The sequence below is a fragment of the Paenibacillus sp. FSL H3-0286 genome (assembly GCF_045040705.1).
GTDB classification, from domain to species: Bacteria; Bacillota; Bacilli; order Paenibacillales; family Paenibacillaceae; genus Paenibacillus_AQ; species Paenibacillus_AQ odorifer.
Genome location: NZ_CP150285.1, coordinates 136,250 through 152,332, shown reverse-complemented (window position 1 = coordinate 152,332; position 16,083 = coordinate 136,250). Strand labels below are relative to the sequence as shown.

Genomic DNA, 16,083 nt, shown 5'->3' with positions numbered 1-16,083 from the left:
CTGCAGAACCTGCGCTAAAAAAACGCAATATGTAACTGCAGGGTTAAAAAAGCATCGTTTACACTTGTTCCGAATGTTCTTCCGTTGAAGAGGGGCGCAGCTCTCGCAGAGGATTGCCTCCGACAAAAGAGCCAGCCGCCACATTTTTGTGCACCACGGAGCCAGCAGCTATAACTGCCCAATCTCCAATGGTTACACCGGGAAGAATCGTTGTATTCGCGCCGATCAATACATTTTCACCGATCACCACTTCGCCCAGACGATATTCTTTGATCAGATACTCATGCGCCAGAATCGTCGTGTTATAACCAATAATAGAATTCTCACCTACCGTTATTTTCTCCGGAAAAAACACATCCACCATTGCCATAAGACCAAAAGCCGTGTGTTTACCAACCTTCATCCCCAGCATCCGTCGATAGATCCAATTCTTTAACGGTAGAATCGGACAATAGCGGGCAATCTGAATAAAAATAAAGTTGCGGACACCCTTCCAAGGGCTGACCGTACGGTAAATATACCAAAGTGAGTTATGACCTTCTACTGGATAACGGGTTACGTTTCTCACGATTCATTCGTTCCTCGCTCCATAATTTCTATAATATCCTTCATGTTATGGATGATAAAGTCCGGATCATACTTGCGGAGCATATCCTCGCCCTTCAAAGACCAAGATACTCCAGCAGCGTATACACCGGCAGCTTTGGCTGATTGAATATCAACTGCACTGTCACCTATCATTAAGGTTTTGCGAGGATCAACACCAAGGTTGTGGACCGCTGTCAGTACGGGCTCCGGATGTGGCTTTGGTTCAGTAACATCGTTCACAGTCACAATCGTATCCATGTACTTAAGCAAATCGAACCTTTCCAGGGTCTTGATCGTTGTTGGACGGATCTTAGTAGTTACAATCCCAAGTTTGATCCCACGACGCGAGAGCTCCTCTATGGTCTCCTTTACAAGCGGAAAGGAACGCACTAACTCATCATGATGCTCATTATTATAAGAACGATAGGACTTTTCTAACGTACCATTTACATCCTCTAGTCCAGAGAATACTCTCATCTGTTGCTGAAGGGTTGTTCCCATATGCGGAATTATCTCTTCTCTGGTCAGTGGAGCCAGACCATTGTCCTTCAGCGCGTACATAAATGAGCTAATGATTAGCTCATTCGTATCGACAATCGTTCCATCCAGATCAAAAAGAACGCATTCTATCATAAGTTTTACTGCTCCTTCTTATCTCCATCCGCTGGCTGTCCTTGCTCAGGTTGTGTTCCTTGACGAGTTTTCTGCGGTGTATTTACTGCGCTTTCTGGCACTACAGTATCTGCTTGGATCGGTTTAGTACATACGATAGGGTCAGAATAATGTGCTTTAGGCTCTCCGGTTACTCTGCGAATAACGATCAGCAATATAGCTGCCACAATAATAAGTAGAGAAAGCAGCTGAGAAATACGAATATTACCATAGGCAGGATCCATATATCCTTGTTCAAAACCTAACCATTCCATCGGACTCCATAAGCCGTTTATAAACGAAGCCAGTCCTGCACTTCCGTTAAAAGCTAAACTGTCAGTACGCACAGCCTCGATGAAGAACCGACCGATGGAATACCATATAAAGTAAGACATGAAGATTTCTCCAGCACGTACAAACTTCTGACGACGGAGAACCATCAATAACGCAATCCCTAGTAAGCTCCAAAGAGATTCATACAGGAAGGTCGGATGATGAAAAGCATCCCCTATGTACATTTGATTAACGATGAAGTCAGGTAAATGCAGTTTATCCCGTAAAAAAGATTCCTCAACTACGCTGCCGTATGCCTCTTGGTTGACAAAGTTTCCCCAGCGGCCAATCATTTGACCCGCCAGTAGTCCAGGTGCACAAATATCAACAATACGCCAGAAAGGGTAACCCTTATAACGGAAATAAATAATTCCGCAAATAATCGCTCCTATTAATGCGCCGTAAATGGCGATGCCGCCATTCCAGATCTTAAAGACGTCTATCAGATTATGCTTATAATCGTCCCATTTAAAAGCTACAAAATAAATCCGTGCCCCTATAATTGCCGAGGGTACACCCAGTAGCAGCATATCCATAAAGAATTCTTGCGGGATTCCGAACCGTTTGCCCTCGCGGATCGCAAGAAATAATCCCGCGAGTGCACCGACCCCTAGTATTAACCCGTACCAGTGTACAGGTAGTGATCCAATTGAGAATACAATAGGATCTATTGCTAATGGGAACATTGTCTCACACTCCTAATCGAGATCGTCCATATCCTCAGATATGGTCGCAGTTAACTTATTCGTAAACTGCAGGGCTGCATTAAAGCCCATTTGCTTCAGGCGATAGTTCATCGCAGCAACCTCAATAATAACGGCAAGGTTACGTCCTGGACGTACAGGAATGGTTACAAGTGGAACATCGGTATCAATAATCCGCGTTGTTTCCTCATCAAGTCCAAGCCGGTCATACTGCTTGTCTTGCTGCCAAGCCTCTAATCTAACGACAAGTGTAATCCGTTTATGATTACGGATAGCACCCGCACCAAAAAGTGTCATTACGTTAATGATACCTACTCCGCGAATTTCCAACAAGTGACGGATCAACTCAGGGGCTGTACCATGCAGCTGGTTATCTGAAGTCTGGCGGATTTCCACGGCATCATCAGCGATCAGTCTATGTCCACGTTTTACAAGTTCAAGGGCTGTCTCACTCTTACCAATACCACTACTACCAGTAATCAGCATACCTACACCATATACATCACAGAGTACACCATGAATCGTTGCTGTAGGGGCTAATCTCCCTTCTAAGAAGCTCGTCAAACGGCTGGAGAAAATAGTCGTAGCCATCGAGCTACGAAGCACAGGAAGTCCCTTTTCATTACTTATATCAATTAACTCCTGTGGCACATCCAAACTACGGGTAATTACGATACAAGGGGTATTGTCATTACAGATTCCACGAAGCCTACTTTTACGTTCAGCTTCAGGCAGCATGGAGAAGAATGCGAGTTCTGTCTTACCTAATAATTGAACACGTTCTTCCGGATAATATTCGAAATAACCAGCAATCTCTAGTCCAGGGCGATTCAGGTCATCGACCGTAATAGGTCGTTTTAGACCTTCCTGGCCGGAAATAACCTCTAATTGAAAATGTTGTACCAATTCAGATACTTTTACTTTCTTAGCCATGTAAATTCGTCCTTTCGTCACCTGCGGTATATGTCCGCTTACTGCGTCCGGTTGACAGCGATCTCATTACAATTCCGGAGGTAATTCTCCTGCTATCTTAATTGATAACGCTTGTGAATGCAATCTTAACGCCTATCCATTACGACCCTAATTAAACAATAAAGCCACCCTTTCGGGTGGCTTTATCAAGAGAGAAAAGATCCTGCGATCTTATCCCAACAGAATGTTAACTTCGGATTCTTTATCGAAGAAGTGAACTTTGTTCATATCGATAGCCAATTTTGGCTTGCTGCCTTCGCGAGTAGTGGAACGTCCATCTACACGAGCGATTACAGTAGATTTACCAAGGCCGCTCAAGTAAAGGAGCATTTCGTGACCAAGGTTTTCAGTTACATCAACCAATGAAGTAAAGATTGTGTTCGGGGAAGCTTCCAAGAATACTGGCTCTTCATGGATATCTTCTGGACGAACGCCCATAATTACTTCTTTGCCAATGTAGCCTTTGCTGCGGATGATTTGAGCTTTTCCGCCTGGTACTTCAACATCAAGGTTCTCAGCGCGGAAACGGATAGAACCGTTTGCTTCGGACAAAGTACCATTGATAAAGTTCATTGTAGGGGATCCGATAAATCCAGCTACGAACAGGTTAGTTGGTTCATTGTACAACTCTTCAGGGGAAGCAGCTTGTTGAATGATACCATCATACATAACTACGATACGGTCACCCATTGTCATAGCTTCTGTTTGGTCATGCGTTACGTAGATACAAGTGGTTTCAAGGCGTTTAACCAGTTTAGTGATTTCAGCGCGCATTTGACCACGAAGTTTAGCATCCAAGTTGGAAAGAGGCTCATCCATCAAGAAGACTTGTGGATCACGTACGATAGCGCGTCCCAAAGCGACACGTTGGCGTTGACCACCGGAAAGTGCTTTTGGTTTACGATCTAGCAAATGCTCGATATCGAGAATTCTAGCAGCTTCACGTACTTTCTTGTCGATTTCATCTTTCTTCACTTTACGAAGTTTCAAACCGAAAGCCATGTTTTGGTATACGCTCATATGCGGATACAGGGCGTAGGATTGGAATACCATCGCGATATCGCGGTCTTTAGGTGCAACGTCGTTGACTACACGATCGCCAATGTACATTTTACCTTCGGAGATTTCTTCCAGACCAGCGATCATACGCAAAGTTGTGGATTTACCGCAACCGGATGGTCCAACCAATACTAGAAATTCCTTATCTTTAATATCAAGATTGATATCCATTACTGTTGCTTTATCTGAACCCGGGTATTTTTTGAAAATATGCTCTAAACGTACGCCTGCCATTGTATTTCCCCCTCGAGTTAATTATTGATTAATTGAAAAATTCTTTTTTCCTTGTACATTTATATTACCCTAGACGGGACACGGTGGCTATTTGTAACGTTCACAAAAAACCTATTTCCTTTTCGTCACTTTATACAAAAGCATAGTAAGCTTCACAATAGCAGCGTCCCCAAAGCTACGCACATCGGCACCCGTCTCCTGTTTTATCTTGTCCAGACGGTATAAAAGCGTGTTGCGATGAATATATAACTTCTTGGCTGTTTCACTTACATTACAATCCATCTCAAAAAACGTCTCCAGGGTCATCAGCATCTCTTTATCCGATAATACGGAAGAATAGTCGCCAATCTGTCCAAGTAACTGTTTACGCCGTGCATCAGGAATGCTGTTAACCAAACGTTCCAAATGCAGCTCCCAAGGTAAATGAATATATTCACCCACTTGGAAAATACGTCCGAGTACAATGGTCTCCCTCAGCAAGGCCACGGATCCCGTCAATCCCTTAACAGGGACTATAGCCGGAGCTACAGCCAAATGGAATACACCTACCCATTCGCTGGCTATCAGTTCGTGTAAGCCCATACTGGTCTGAGCCAGAATTTCATCTACACTCTCTTCTTCCTCATCCTTATCATCTCCGCCCGTGAGTAGTTCCTTCCGGGCCAATATTAACCATTCTTTTTCTTGAAGAGGTATAAGCAGAATTTCATTCTCAAAATAGCTGCGCAGCAGCTTCATTAAGGAACGATAAGTGATCTGCGGGCTATGTGCATTCTCACTGCTAAGTAGGAATGGAACCATATCTCCGAATAAACGTCCCTTTAGAGCCATCTCATCGGGTATCTCAGAGTCATTTTTCTCTTGCTCCAGTTCGGTGTTCAACCAGGTACCCAGCTGCCGAGCCTCCGCTTCCCCTTCTTCTCTAACCCCAGTAGCTTTTAGTGCAATTGCAAAGTTTCGAACTGCATAATTCACTAATTGTATTTCCAAAGGGTTAAGTCCATCCAATTCCACCCAGACAGCGGTTACACGTCCATCAGTCTCATATAATGGTGCCCAAAGATGACCTTCATGGATTACCGGCTGTTCTTGTGCTTCCAATCCCAGGCTAAAAAGAGAAGCTGAATGTTGCCTCCCTAACTGCTTGATTCCGGTTTTCTTTCCGGTGAGCTGCTCTAACTTTTTTCGCAATGTTTCGCTATCCATAGTCACCATACTCCACCACTTTTGCTCTTTTCGCCTATTTTAGCATATTCTCTAATATTATGTTAATCACTGCAGCAGCGCGCTACTATAATACGACATAAAAACACAAAAAAAGCCACCACCCTAAGGTGATGACTTTCTGTTTGGGATGAGCCATGAAGGACTCGAACCTTCGACACCCTGATTAAAAGTCAGGTGCTCTACCAACTGAGCTAATGGCTCATAAATGGTGGGGGATGATGGATTCGAACCACCGAACACGTACGTGAGCAGATTTACAGTCTGATGCGTTTGGCCACTTCGCTAATCCCCCAAAAAAGGTGGCTCGGGACGGAATCGAACCGCCGACACGAGGATTTTCAGTCCTCTGCTCTACCGACTGAGCTACCGAGCCATAAGATTACATGACAATTAAGCGGAAAAGTCTTACACTTCCCACTCATTTTGTGGAAAAAATGGCGGAACCGACGGGATTCGAACCCGCGGTCTCCTGCGTGACAGGCAGGCATGTTAGGCCAACTACACCACGGTTCCGCATTAATTAAAAATGGTGCCGGCGAGAGGACTTGAACCCCCAACCTACTGATTACAAGTCAGTTGCTCTACCAGTTGAGCTACACCGGCACGGTGTAAAAGCAATTCTAAAAAGATGAAAATGGTGGAGGCTGAGGGGATCGAACCCCCGACCCTCTGCTTGTAAGGCAGATGCTCTCCCAGCTGAGCTAAGCCTCCAGGTATTATGGTAGCGGCGAAGGGGATCGAACCCCCGACCTCACGGGTATGAACCGTACGCTCTAGCCAGCTGAGCTACACCGCCACAATAATTAGTATTGCTATGGATTAAAAATGGCGGAGAGAGTGGGATTCGAACCCACGCACCGCTTACGCAGTCTAACCCCTTAGCAGAGGGTCCCCTTATAGCCACTTGGGTATCTCTCCAAACGATATCAGTACCACAGCAATCCAAACAGGAATTTGACTCCCTGAAAACTGAATCCGAAACGAATTTGCATCCTACGTATAGGATAAGCCCTCGACCGATTAGTATTGGTCAGCTCCATGCATTGCTGCACTTCCACCTCCAACCTATCTACCTCGTCGTCTTCAAGGGGTCTTACTAATTGGGAAATCTCATCTTGAGGGGGGCTTCACGCTTAGATGCTTTCAGCGCTTATCCCGTCCGTACGTAGCTACCCAGCCATGCTCCTGGCGGAACAACTGGTGCACCAGCGGTACGTCCATCCCGGTCCTCTCGTACTAAGGACAGCTCCTCTCAAATTTCCTGCGCCCACGACAGATAGGGACCGAACTGTCTCACGACGTTCTGAACCCAGCTCGCGTACCGCTTTAATGGGCGAACAGCCCAACCCTTGGGACCTACTTCAGCCCCAGGATGCGATGAGCCGACATCGAGGTGCCAAACCTCCCCGTCGATGTGGACTCTTGGGGGAGATAAGCCTGTTATCCCCAGGGTAGCTTTTATCCGTTGAGCGATGGCCCTTCCATGCGGTACCACCGGATCACTAAGTCCGACTTTCGTCCCTGCTCGACTTGTAGGTCTCGCAGTCAAGCTCCCTTATGCCTTTGCACTCTGCGAATGATTTCCAACCATTCTGAGGGAACCTTGGAACGCCTCCGTTACTCTTTAGGAGGCGACCGCCCCAGTCAAACTGCCCGCCTGACACGGTCCCCGTACCCGGTAAGGGCACTAGGTTAGAACCTAGATACGATCAGGGTGGTATCCCAACGGCGCCTCCACCGAAGCTTGCGCTCCGATTTCTACGGCTCCCACCTATCCTGTACAGATCGTACCCAAATTCAATATCAAGCTGCAGTAAAGCTCCATGGGGTCTTTCCGTCTTGTCGCGGGTAACCTGCATCTTCACAGGTATTAAAATTTCACCGGATCTCTCGTTGAGACAGCGCCCAAGTCGTTACGCCATTCGTGCGGGTCAGAATTTACCTGACAAGGAATTTCGCTACCTTAGGACCGTTATAGTTACGGCCGCCGTTTACTGGGGCTTCGGTTCATAGCTTCGGGTTACCCCTAACCACTCCCCTTAACCTTCCAGCACCGGGCAGGCGTCAGCCCGTATACTTCGCCTTGCGGCTTCGCACAGACCTGTGTTTTTGCTAAACAGTCGCTTGGGCCTTTTCACTGCGGCCCCCTCGTGCTATTCACACTACCGGGGCACCCCTTCTCCCGAAGTTACGGGGTCATTTTGCCGAGTTCCTTAACGAGAGTTCTTCCGCGCGCCTTAGAATTCTCTTCTCGCCTACCTGTGTCGGTTTGCGGTACGGGCACCTTCTCCTGGCTAGAGGCTTTTCTTGGCAGTGTGAGATCATGACCTTCGCTACTATAATTTTCGCTCCCCATCACAGCCCAGCCTTAATGATGTGCGGATTTGCCTACACATCAGCCTCACTGCTTAGACGGACATCCATCAGTCCGCGTCACTACCCTCCTGCGTCACCCCATCGCTCATAGCGGATTACGGTGGTACAGTAATTTCAAACTGTTGTCCTTCGACTACGCCTTTCGGCCTCGCCTTAGGTCCCGACTTACCCTGAGCGGACGAGCCTTCCTCAGGAAACCTTGGGCTTTCGGCGGATCAGATTCTCACTGATCTTTTCGTTACTCATACCGGCATTCTCACTTGTGTAGTGTCCAGCGCTCTTTTCAGTACACCTTCAACCCCTACACAACGCTCCCCTACCCCAGATACATACGTATCTAGCCATAGCTTCGGTGGTGTGTTTAGCCCCGTTACATTTTCGGCGCAGAGTCACTCGACCAGTGAGCTATTACGCACTCTTTCAATGGTGGCTGCTTCTAAGCCAACATCCTGGTTGTCTGTGCAACTCCACATCCTTTCCCACTTAACACACACTTGGGGACCTTAGCTGATGGTCTGGGCTGTTTCCCTTTTGACAATGGATCTTAGCACTCACTGTCTGACTCCCGGCAATAAGTATATGGCATTCGGAGTTTGACTGAGCTTGGTAATCCTTGCGGACCCCGCACCCAATCAGTGCTCTACCTCCACTACTCTTATACCGAGGCTAGCCCTAAAGCTATTTCGGGGAGAACCAGCTATCTCCGAGTTCGATTGGAATTTCTCCGCTACCCCCACCTCATCCCCGCACTTTTCAACGTACGTGGGTTCGGGCCTCCAGTGCGTGTTACCGCACCTTCACCCTGGACAGGGGTAGATCACACGGTTTCGGGTCTACGTCCACATACTAATTCGCCCTATTCAGACTCGCTTTCGCTGCGGCTCCACCTTCTCGGCTTAACCTTGCATGTTAAACGTAACTCGCCGGTTCATTCTACAAAAGGCACGCCATCACCCATTAATAGGGCTCTGACTTTTTGTAAGCACACGGTTTCAGGTTCTATTTCACTCCCCTTCCGGGGTGCTTTTCACCTTTCCCTCACGGTACTGTTTCACTATCGGTCGCCAGGTAGTATTTAGCCTTAGCAGATGGTCCTGCTGGATTCATACGGGGTTTCACGTGCCCCGCACTACTCGGGATCCGTCTCGGAGAGAACACAGTTTAGGTTACAGGGCTTTTACCTCTATCGCGGGCCTTTCCAGACCTCTTCACCTACCATATTCCTTTGTAACTCCATGTGAGACGTCCCACAACCCCTAAGAGCAAGCTCTTAGGTTTAGGCTGTTCCGCGTTCGCTCGCCGCTACTGACGGAATCACTATTGTTTTCTCTTCCTCAGGGTACTTAGATGTTTCAGTTCCCCTGGTCTGCCTCTACATTTCCTATGTATTCAGAAATGAGTAACTGCGAATTACCACAGCTGGGTTTCCCCATTCGGACACCCCCGGATCAAAGCTTGCTTACAGCTCCCCGAGGCAGTTTCGTTGTTCGCCACGTCCTTCGTCGGCTCCTGGCGCCTAGGCATCCTCCGTGTGCTCTTATTAGCTTAACCTTGATTCTTCCGAAGAAAAATCTCACTAATAACATTTACTTGTTTGCACAAGTTGCTAAAAGATGTTCTAAAACGCAAATTCGTTTCGGTATCCAGTTTTCAAGGATCAAGTTGAAAAAGGTATTCATTTAAAATTTATGGTGGAGCCAAGCGGGATCGAACCGCTGACCTCCTGCTTGCAAGGCAGGCGCTCTCCCAGCTGAGCTATGGCCCCATAAAATTACTCTATAATGTTATATGGTGGGCCTTGGTGGACTCGAACCACCGACCTCACCCTTATCAGAGGTGCGCTCTAACCAACTGAGCTAAAAGCCCATATAACATATATAACATTGTGAATCAACCAATGAATTGGTTGTCCGCTTGGCAACGTCCTACTCTCCCAGGACCCTTCGGTCCAAGTACCATCGGCGCTGGAGGGCTTAACGGTCGTGTTCGGGATGGGTACGTGTGGAACCCCTCCGCTATCGCCACCAAACGCATACGAAAGAGACTTGCTCTTTCAAAACTGAACACGAGTGAGTGTTCGAACCCGAGGGTTCTATTGTGGAAGTTAAACTTCCGATTTGAATGTTCTCATTGCAGAGAACGATTCTCCATAGAAAGGAGGTGATCCAGCCGCACCTTCCGATACGGCTACCTTGTTACGACTTCACCCCAATCATCTACCCCACCTTCGGCGGCTGGCTCCCTTGCGGGTTACCCCACCGACTTCGGGTGTTGTAAACTCTCGTGGTGTGACGGGCGGTGTGTACAAGACCCGGGAACGTATTCACCGCGGCATGCTGATCCGCGATTACTAGCAATTCCGACTTCATGCAGGCGAGTTGCAGCCTGCAATCCGAACTGAGACCGGCTTTGATGGGATTGGCTCCACCTCGCGGCTTCGCTTCCCGTTGTACCGGCCATTGTAGTACGTGTGTAGCCCAGGTCATAAGGGGCATGATGATTTGACGTCATCCCCACCTTCCTCCGGTTTGTCACCGGCAGTCACTCTAGAGTGCCCAGCATTACCTGCTGGCAACTAAAGTTAAGGGTTGCGCTCGTTGCGGGACTTAACCCAACATCTCACGACACGAGCTGACGACAACCATGCACCACCTGTCTCCTCTGTCCCGAAGGCCGCTGCTATCTCTAGCAGATTCAGAGGGATGTCAAGACCTGGTAAGGTTCTTCGCGTTGCTTCGAATTAAACCACATACTCCACTGCTTGTGCGGGTCCCCGTCAATTCCTTTGAGTTTCAGTCTTGCGACCGTACTCCCCAGGCGGAGTGCTTACTGTGTTAACTTCGGCACCAAGGGTATCGAAACCCCTAACACCTAGCACTCATCGTTTACGGCGTGGACTACCAGGGTATCTAATCCTGTTTGCTCCCCACGCTTTCGCGCCTCAGCGTCAGTTACAGCCCAGAAAGTCGCCTTCGCCACTGGTGTTCCTCCACATATCTACGCATTTCACCGCTACACGTGGAATTCCACTTTCCTCTTCTGTACTCAAGCCACCCAGTTTCCAGTGCGACCTCAGGTTGAGCCCAAGGTTTAAACACCAGACTTAAATAGCCGCCTGCGCGCGCTTTACGCCCAATAATTCCGGACAACGCTTGCCCCCTACGTATTACCGCGGCTGCTGGCACGTAGTTAGCCGGGGCTTTCTTCTCAGGTACCGTCACTCCGATAGCAGTTACTCTACCGGACGTTCTTCCCTGGCAACAGAGCTTTACGATCCGAAAACCTTCATCACTCACGCGGCGTTGCTCCGTCAGGCTTTCGCCCATTGCGGAAGATTCCCTACTGCTGCCTCCCGTAGGAGTCTGGGCCGTGTCTCAGTCCCAGTGTGGCCGTTCACCCTCTCAGGTCGGCTACGCATCGTCGCCTTGGTGGGCCGTTACCCCACCAACTAGCTAATGCGCCGCAGGCCCATCCCTCAGTGACAGATTGCTCCGTCTTTCATTCTTCTCTCAGGAGAAAAAAGAAATTATCCGGTATTAGCTACCGTTTCCGGTAGTTATCCCAGTCTGAAGGGCAGGTTGCCTACGTGTTACTCACCCGTTCGCCGCTAAGTCATTTTGAAAGCAAGCTTTCAAAATAGCTCCGCTCGACTTGCATGTATTAGGCACGCCGCCAGCGTTCGTCCTGAGCCAGGATCAAACTCTCCAATTAGTATTGAAAAGAGCGATATGCTCATTTTGAAACATCTGACGAGAAAATTAATTCTCTAATTTGGATTTCACTTACGTGATTTCCCACTCACTCGTTGTTCAGTTTTCAAAGATCAATGTCTCATCTTTCGTCGTCGTTGCTTGTCAGCAGCGACCTTTATAATATATCACAGCGCCTTTGTTTTCGTCAAGCATTTTTTTAATTTCTTTTTTTGCTTGACCATTTCAGCAAGTTGTTAATCAACAGCTTGTCCAAACGGGCGAGACTTAATGTATCATATTTTTCAAAGCCACGTCAAGCATTAAAATAAAATTATTCTTAATCCGAGTAACATCACCACGCCAGGAAGCCCAAGAACCGTTACTGCGCCTATAGTTGCAGGGTTCAAAGGGATATACACCTGCGTGAGCAAACCTGAGAAGTTCACTACATATATCCCGAGTGCAGCCAATACCAAATGAACCCCAAATAAACTTAGCCACCCAAAACCCAGCTTTTTTCTAAATACAACTAAACCTAATAGGATAACGGATAATATCAATACGCCCATAGCTATCATTCTAAGCATGTAGATCCCCCTTATACATTTATTTATAAGCCCTTATATTTGACTGCTGTTCAACCCCAAGCTTTTTGCATGTTTGAGATGTATCTGATATTTACGTTCTGCAGCCTCCAAAATATATATCGCGTAATCTATCTGATCCTGTCCCAACGCCTCGTCGAACATCAAGTACGCCCTCTCCCACTCTGAATGCGCCTTACGGACCTCTAAGAGGGTTTCCCATCCCTCACTTTCCTTTTCGCCTTGTTCCTTATCCACTCCCCACCACAGTTCTCTCCACCATCCCATTTCAATTCCTCCTCAGAATAATTTTGATGCAAAATACACATCTCGTTATTCTCATTCATATCGGGATAGGGACAAACTTAGAACAAAAAAAAGGAAACCCGAGGGCTTCCTTTTTGAAAAATACCACTATAGAGCTGCTAGAATAGCTCGCGACGGCCTTCCAATGCTTTGGACAAAGTAACTTCATCAGCGTATTCAAGATCGCCACCTACAGGCAAGCCATGAGCTATCCTGGTGATTTTAATCTCAAACGGCCGAACAAGACGAGAAATGTACATCGCCGTTGCTTCTCCCTCAATGTTGGGGTTAGTCGCCATTATAAGCTCACTTACTCTCTCATCACTCAGACGGGTCAATAATTCTTTCAGGCGAATATCATCAGGGCCGATACCTTCCATAGGTGAAATAGCACCCTGAAGAACATGGTAATATCCATTAAACTCCTTGGTTCGTTCTATAGCCACCAAATCCTTAGAGTCTTGAATCACACATATCACTGAAGGATCTCTAGTTTTGTCCTGACATATCTTACATGGGTCCGTATCCGTAATATTACAGCAGACCGAGCAATAGTGAAGATTGCGTTTGACGCTTACTAGCGCTTTTGCAAAATCAATGACTTCATCCTCTTTCATGTTAAGCACATGAAAAGCTAACCGGGCGGCTGTCTTCGGTCCAATCCCGGGCAAACGCGTAAAAGCATCGATCAGCTTAGCTAGCGGTTCGGGATAATACAAATTAATAATTCTCCTTTAGACTGAAGTGGAGTGGGCTATTAGAACAAGCCTGGGATCTTCATTCCACCAGTGAATTTACCCATGTCATTGTTAGCAAGCTCTTCAGCTTGAGTCAATGCATCATTTACAGCAGTGATTACAAGATCTTGCAGCATTTCAACATCTTCCGGATCAACGGCTTCCGGTTTAATTTGAATAGACAGCAATTTTTTGTGGCCGTTTACTTGAACAGTAACTACGCCGCCACCTGATGAACCCTCAATAACCTTGCCTCCGAGTTCCTCTTGAGCTTTAAGCATTTGCTCCTGCATTTTCTTAACTTGCTTCATCATTTGGTTCATATTATTCATACATCGTCTCTCCTTTGGAATGCGCAATTAGCGCTAGTATGTTTATATTACTCTTTTATGACAACAAGATCTTCTCCAAAAAGCTGGATAGCCTCATCAATCCAAGGTTCAGGTTTAGCTTCTGCAGTATCGTGTTCATGCTCCAATTGCAGTTCTTCTTTGCCAGTCTGTCCCACAGACTTCTGGGCAGCTTCATTCCAGTCACGAAGCATCATGGTTACAAGTCTATAAGGTTTGCCTAGACGCGCTGCAAGCACACTCTCAATAACCTGTCTGTTTGCCGGCTTCTCAGTAGTATCGCGGTGAATCGTGTTCTTGAATGCAACAAGCACCGCATCCTCCATAATCGATACTGGCTCACCGTCTACAAACCATGCATGAACCGTTACCTTTTCCTCTTTTACTCCCTGCAGAACAAGGCTCCACTGTTTATAGATAGCTGCAAAATCGGGACTATCCTTACCAGCAATAAACTTATCTACGTTAGGAGGCATTTTGGAGGCTGAAGAAACCCGCGGTGTTGGAACCGCGTGCGATTTCGGTGCAGGAGCACCATCACGCCCTCCTCCGGAAATACCACCGGATTGCATTGCCTGTTCCAGCTTCTTCTCCAGTGCTGCGATCTGTCTTTTGAGAAGATCCAGTTCACCAGAGTCAACGCTCGAATGATTCGCGCTTACTCCGGCATTTTTTTCACCTAACGGAGCAAATGCGGCGCTCTGACTTACCTCTTGCTGCAAGCTGCAAAGCTTCATCAGCGCCACTTCAAACAGTGTCTGAGGATGTGTTGCGTATTTCATTTCACCTAGGTATTTATTGATTGTATCTACAATCTGAAATAGACGCTCCCGAGAAAATGCGGTGGCCATATCTTTAAATTCAGCAGGATTCAGCACCCGCTCTGTTAATTGATCGGCCTCGGGTACCATCTTAATCATCAATAAATCACGGAAATAATACATGAGATTCTCTAGGCATTTATCTGCACTTTTACCTTCATGCATAAGCTGCTCAACGAGCTCCAGAAGAAGACCCATATCACCTTCTAATATGGCAGTGGCAAGACGTGCAAATTGCTCGGAGGGAATTCCCCCTGTCATTCCTAACACTTGCTCGTACGTAACATTACCATCTGTAAAGGATGAAATCTGATCCAGCAAGCTCAATGCATCACGCATACCACCATCAGATAGACGGGCAATATACTGCAATGCGTTGTTATCCGCTGTAATCCCTTCCTTCTCACAAATAGCAGTCAGATGGGCGGTCTGTTCTTCTAACGCCACTCTACGGAAGTCAAAACGCTGACAACGGGAAATTATTGTCGCCGGCAATTTGTGAGGTTCCGTTGTCGCAAGAATAAACATCGCATGTGACGGCGGTTCCTCCAAAGTCTTTAATAGAGCATTAAAAGCTTCTGTCGTCAGCATATGCACTTCATCAATGATATACACTTTACGGCGCACCTCGGTAGGTGCATACTTCACCTTCTCACGCAGATCACGAATCTCCTCTACGCCCCGGTTTGATGCCGCATCTATTTCCTGCACATCCATTACATTACCCGCAGCGATTCGCAGGCAGGATGGACATTCGTTACAAGGTTCCGGACCTGGCCCACGTTCACAGTTAACCGCTTTAGCTAAGACTTTAGCAGCACTTGTCTTACCAGTTCCCCGCGGACCGCTGAACAGATAGGCATGCGAAACCCGCTGTTCACGAATTGCGTTCTGCAGCGTTTGGATAATGTGCTGTTGTCCAACCATGTCTTGAAACGACTGCGGCCGCCAAGCACGGTACAGCGCGATATGTTCCACTATGCATTACCCTCTCTTAAGCTGCCGCTTTCCCGGCATTTGTCGCAAATTTATTATACTATATTCATCGGCTATTGACCAAAAACAAAAAGCATCTTTGCTTGTGGCAAAGATGCTATGATAAACAGAATTATAAACCGTGCACCTGTTATTGATGGCTACGATCCAAGCGGCAACCCTACATGACTGCTCGAGTTAGGCCACCCTCCGGCACAAGAGTAATCTTACTTATGGCTGCTTCCTTCCGGACCTGACCAGGTTCATAAGCACTCATTGCGGAGGACCCAACTGTCAACACAGCCCGTAGGAACCAAGGCCTCACATCGATAGCACCTCTAACAGGAATTCAACCTCGCTACAGCGGATTGCGAGTTACAGGGCACCGCTACCTCCCCGTCTAGCACGGCGAAGATAAGTATAGCTCACGCTCGGACAAAAATCAACTCCAAGACATAAAATGAGCCCCTCAGC

The 16,083-nt window shown here is 47.3% G+C and carries 11 protein-coding genes, 10 tRNA genes, 3 rRNA genes and 1 other RNA gene; all 25 read right to left on the bottom strand.

Features of this window, described 5'->3' with window-relative positions; all coding sequences use genetic code 11:
- Positions 1-58 precede the first annotated feature (58 nt).
- A complete protein-coding gene (locus tag MHB37_RS00755; protein ID WP_172628771.1) occupies positions 59-568 on the bottom strand; it encodes a DapH/DapD/GlmU-related protein in 510 nt (169 codons plus the stop codon).
- Positions 565-1,221: a pyrophosphatase PpaX gene (ppaX, locus tag MHB37_RS00750; RefSeq protein ID WP_076280351.1), complete on the bottom strand. Its 657-nt coding sequence runs from the start codon at positions 1,219-1,221 to the stop codon at positions 565-567. The genes MHB37_RS00755 and ppaX overlap by 4 nt, the downstream gene beginning before the upstream one ends.
- Before the next feature lie 5 nt (positions 1,222-1,226).
- Positions 1,227-2,258, bottom strand: coding sequence for a prolipoprotein diacylglyceryl transferase (lgt, locus tag MHB37_RS00745; RefSeq protein WP_405168843.1), 1,032 nt, complete (start codon positions 2,256-2,258; stop codon positions 1,227-1,229).
- 12 nt (positions 2,259-2,270) lie between these two features.
- On the bottom strand, positions 2,271-3,209 hold the full coding sequence (gene hprK, locus MHB37_RS00740) for an HPr(Ser) kinase/phosphatase (protein WP_036687047.1): 939 nt from the start codon (positions 3,207-3,209) through the stop codon (positions 2,271-2,273).
- Positions 3,210-3,419: 210 nt separating this feature from the next.
- Positions 3,420-4,541, bottom strand: coding sequence for an ABC transporter ATP-binding protein (locus tag MHB37_RS00735; protein ID WP_076126826.1), 1,122 nt, complete (start codon positions 4,539-4,541; stop codon positions 3,420-3,422).
- A gap of 111 nt (positions 4,542-4,652) precedes the next feature.
- Positions 4,653-5,747, bottom strand: a complete 1,095-nt coding sequence (locus MHB37_RS00730) for a helix-turn-helix domain-containing protein (protein WP_339245637.1) — start codon at positions 5,745-5,747, stop codon at positions 4,653-4,655.
- 149 nt (positions 5,748-5,896) lie between these two features.
- Positions 5,897-5,969, bottom strand: a tRNA-Lys gene (locus tag MHB37_RS00725).
- Between the two features lie 5 nt (positions 5,970-5,974).
- Positions 5,975-6,060 (bottom strand) — tRNA-Tyr (locus tag MHB37_RS00720).
- Between the two features lie 8 nt (positions 6,061-6,068).
- A tRNA-Phe gene (locus MHB37_RS00715) sits at positions 6,069-6,141 on the bottom strand.
- Positions 6,142-6,203: 62 nt separating this feature from the next.
- Positions 6,204-6,281, bottom strand: a tRNA-Asp gene (locus tag MHB37_RS00710).
- 14 nt (positions 6,282-6,295) lie between these two features.
- Positions 6,296-6,371: transfer RNA gene (locus tag MHB37_RS00705), tRNA-Thr, on the bottom strand.
- Positions 6,372-6,403: 32 nt separating this feature from the next.
- Positions 6,404-6,479, bottom strand: a tRNA-Val gene (locus MHB37_RS00700).
- Positions 6,480-6,487: 8 nt separating this feature from the next.
- Positions 6,488-6,564, bottom strand: a tRNA-Met gene (locus MHB37_RS00695).
- A gap of 30 nt (positions 6,565-6,594) precedes the next feature.
- Positions 6,595-6,686 (bottom strand) — tRNA-Ser (locus MHB37_RS00690).
- Positions 6,687-6,768: 82 nt separating this feature from the next.
- Positions 6,769-9,695 (bottom strand): 23S ribosomal RNA (locus MHB37_RS00685).
- Positions 9,696-9,833: 138 nt separating this feature from the next.
- Positions 9,834-9,909: transfer RNA gene (locus MHB37_RS00680), tRNA-Ala, on the bottom strand.
- Positions 9,910-9,933: 24 nt separating this feature from the next.
- Positions 9,934-10,010 (bottom strand) — tRNA-Ile (locus MHB37_RS00675).
- Between the two features lie 46 nt (positions 10,011-10,056).
- Positions 10,057-10,173, bottom strand: a 5S ribosomal RNA gene (gene rrf, locus MHB37_RS00670).
- Between the two features lie 124 nt (positions 10,174-10,297).
- Positions 10,298-11,855, bottom strand: a 16S ribosomal RNA gene (locus MHB37_RS00665).
- Together the 16S, 23S and 5S rRNA genes with 10 tRNA genes alongside form the textbook arrangement of a ribosomal RNA operon.
- A gap of 301 nt (positions 11,856-12,156) precedes the next feature.
- Positions 12,157-12,414 (bottom strand): pro-sigmaK processing inhibitor BofA family protein, encoded by a 258-nt coding sequence (locus tag MHB37_RS00660; RefSeq protein ID WP_370510561.1) that lies wholly within the window; start codon positions 12,412-12,414, stop codon positions 12,157-12,159.
- A gap of 42 nt (positions 12,415-12,456) precedes the next feature.
- Positions 12,457-12,708 carry a DUF2508 family protein gene (locus MHB37_RS00655; RefSeq protein ID WP_076187197.1) on the bottom strand — a complete coding sequence of 84 codons (252 nt, stop codon included), beginning with the start codon at positions 12,706-12,708 and terminating at the stop codon, positions 12,457-12,459.
- A gap of 137 nt (positions 12,709-12,845) precedes the next feature.
- Positions 12,846-13,445 carry a recombination mediator RecR gene (gene recR / locus MHB37_RS00650; RefSeq protein ID WP_036679922.1) on the bottom strand — a complete coding sequence of 200 codons (600 nt, stop codon included), beginning with the start codon at positions 13,443-13,445 and terminating at the stop codon, positions 12,846-12,848.
- A gap of 38 nt (positions 13,446-13,483) precedes the next feature.
- On the bottom strand, positions 13,484-13,795 hold the full coding sequence (locus tag MHB37_RS00645) for a YbaB/EbfC family nucleoid-associated protein (protein ID WP_036679924.1): 312 nt from the start codon (positions 13,793-13,795) through the stop codon (positions 13,484-13,486).
- Positions 13,796-13,842: 47 nt separating this feature from the next.
- Positions 13,843-15,612 carry a DNA polymerase III subunit gamma/tau gene (dnaX, locus tag MHB37_RS00640; RefSeq protein ID WP_076303416.1) on the bottom strand — a complete coding sequence of 590 codons (1,770 nt, stop codon included), beginning with the start codon at positions 15,610-15,612 and terminating at the stop codon, positions 13,843-13,845.
- 137 nt (positions 15,613-15,749) lie between these two features.
- Positions 15,750-16,018, bottom strand: an RNA gene (gene ffs, locus MHB37_RS00635) — signal recognition particle sRNA large type.
- Positions 16,019-16,083: the final 65 nt, after the last annotated feature.

Bases quoted from the DNA above. Each gene is read 5' to 3' on its own strand.
- ppaX (WP_076280351.1), bottom strand. From the start codon at position 1,221: ATGATAGAATGCGTTCTTTTTGATCTGGATGGAACGATTGTCGATACG.
- lgt (WP_405168843.1), bottom strand. From the start codon at position 2,258: ATGTTCCCATTAGCAATAGATCCTATTGTATTCTCAATTGGATCACTA.
- hprK (WP_036687047.1), bottom strand. From the start codon at position 3,209: ATGGCTAAGAAAGTAAAAGTATCTGAATTGGTACAACATTTTCAATTA.
- MHB37_RS00735 (WP_076126826.1), bottom strand. From the start codon at position 4,541: ATGGCAGGCGTACGTTTAGAGCATATTTTCAAAAAATACCCGGGTTCA.
- MHB37_RS00730 (WP_339245637.1), bottom strand. From the start codon at position 5,747: ATGGATAGCGAAACATTGCGAAAAAAGTTAGAGCAGCTCACCGGAAAG.
- MHB37_RS00660 (WP_370510561.1), bottom strand. From the start codon at position 12,414: ATGATAGCTATGGGCGTATTGATATTATCCGTTATCCTATTAGGTTTA.
- MHB37_RS00655 (WP_076187197.1), bottom strand. From the start codon at position 12,708: ATGGGATGGTGGAGAGAACTGTGGTGGGGAGTGGATAAGGAACAAGGC.
- MHB37_RS00645 (WP_036679924.1), bottom strand. From the start codon at position 13,795: ATGAATAATATGAACCAAATGATGAAGCAAGTTAAGAAAATGCAGGAG.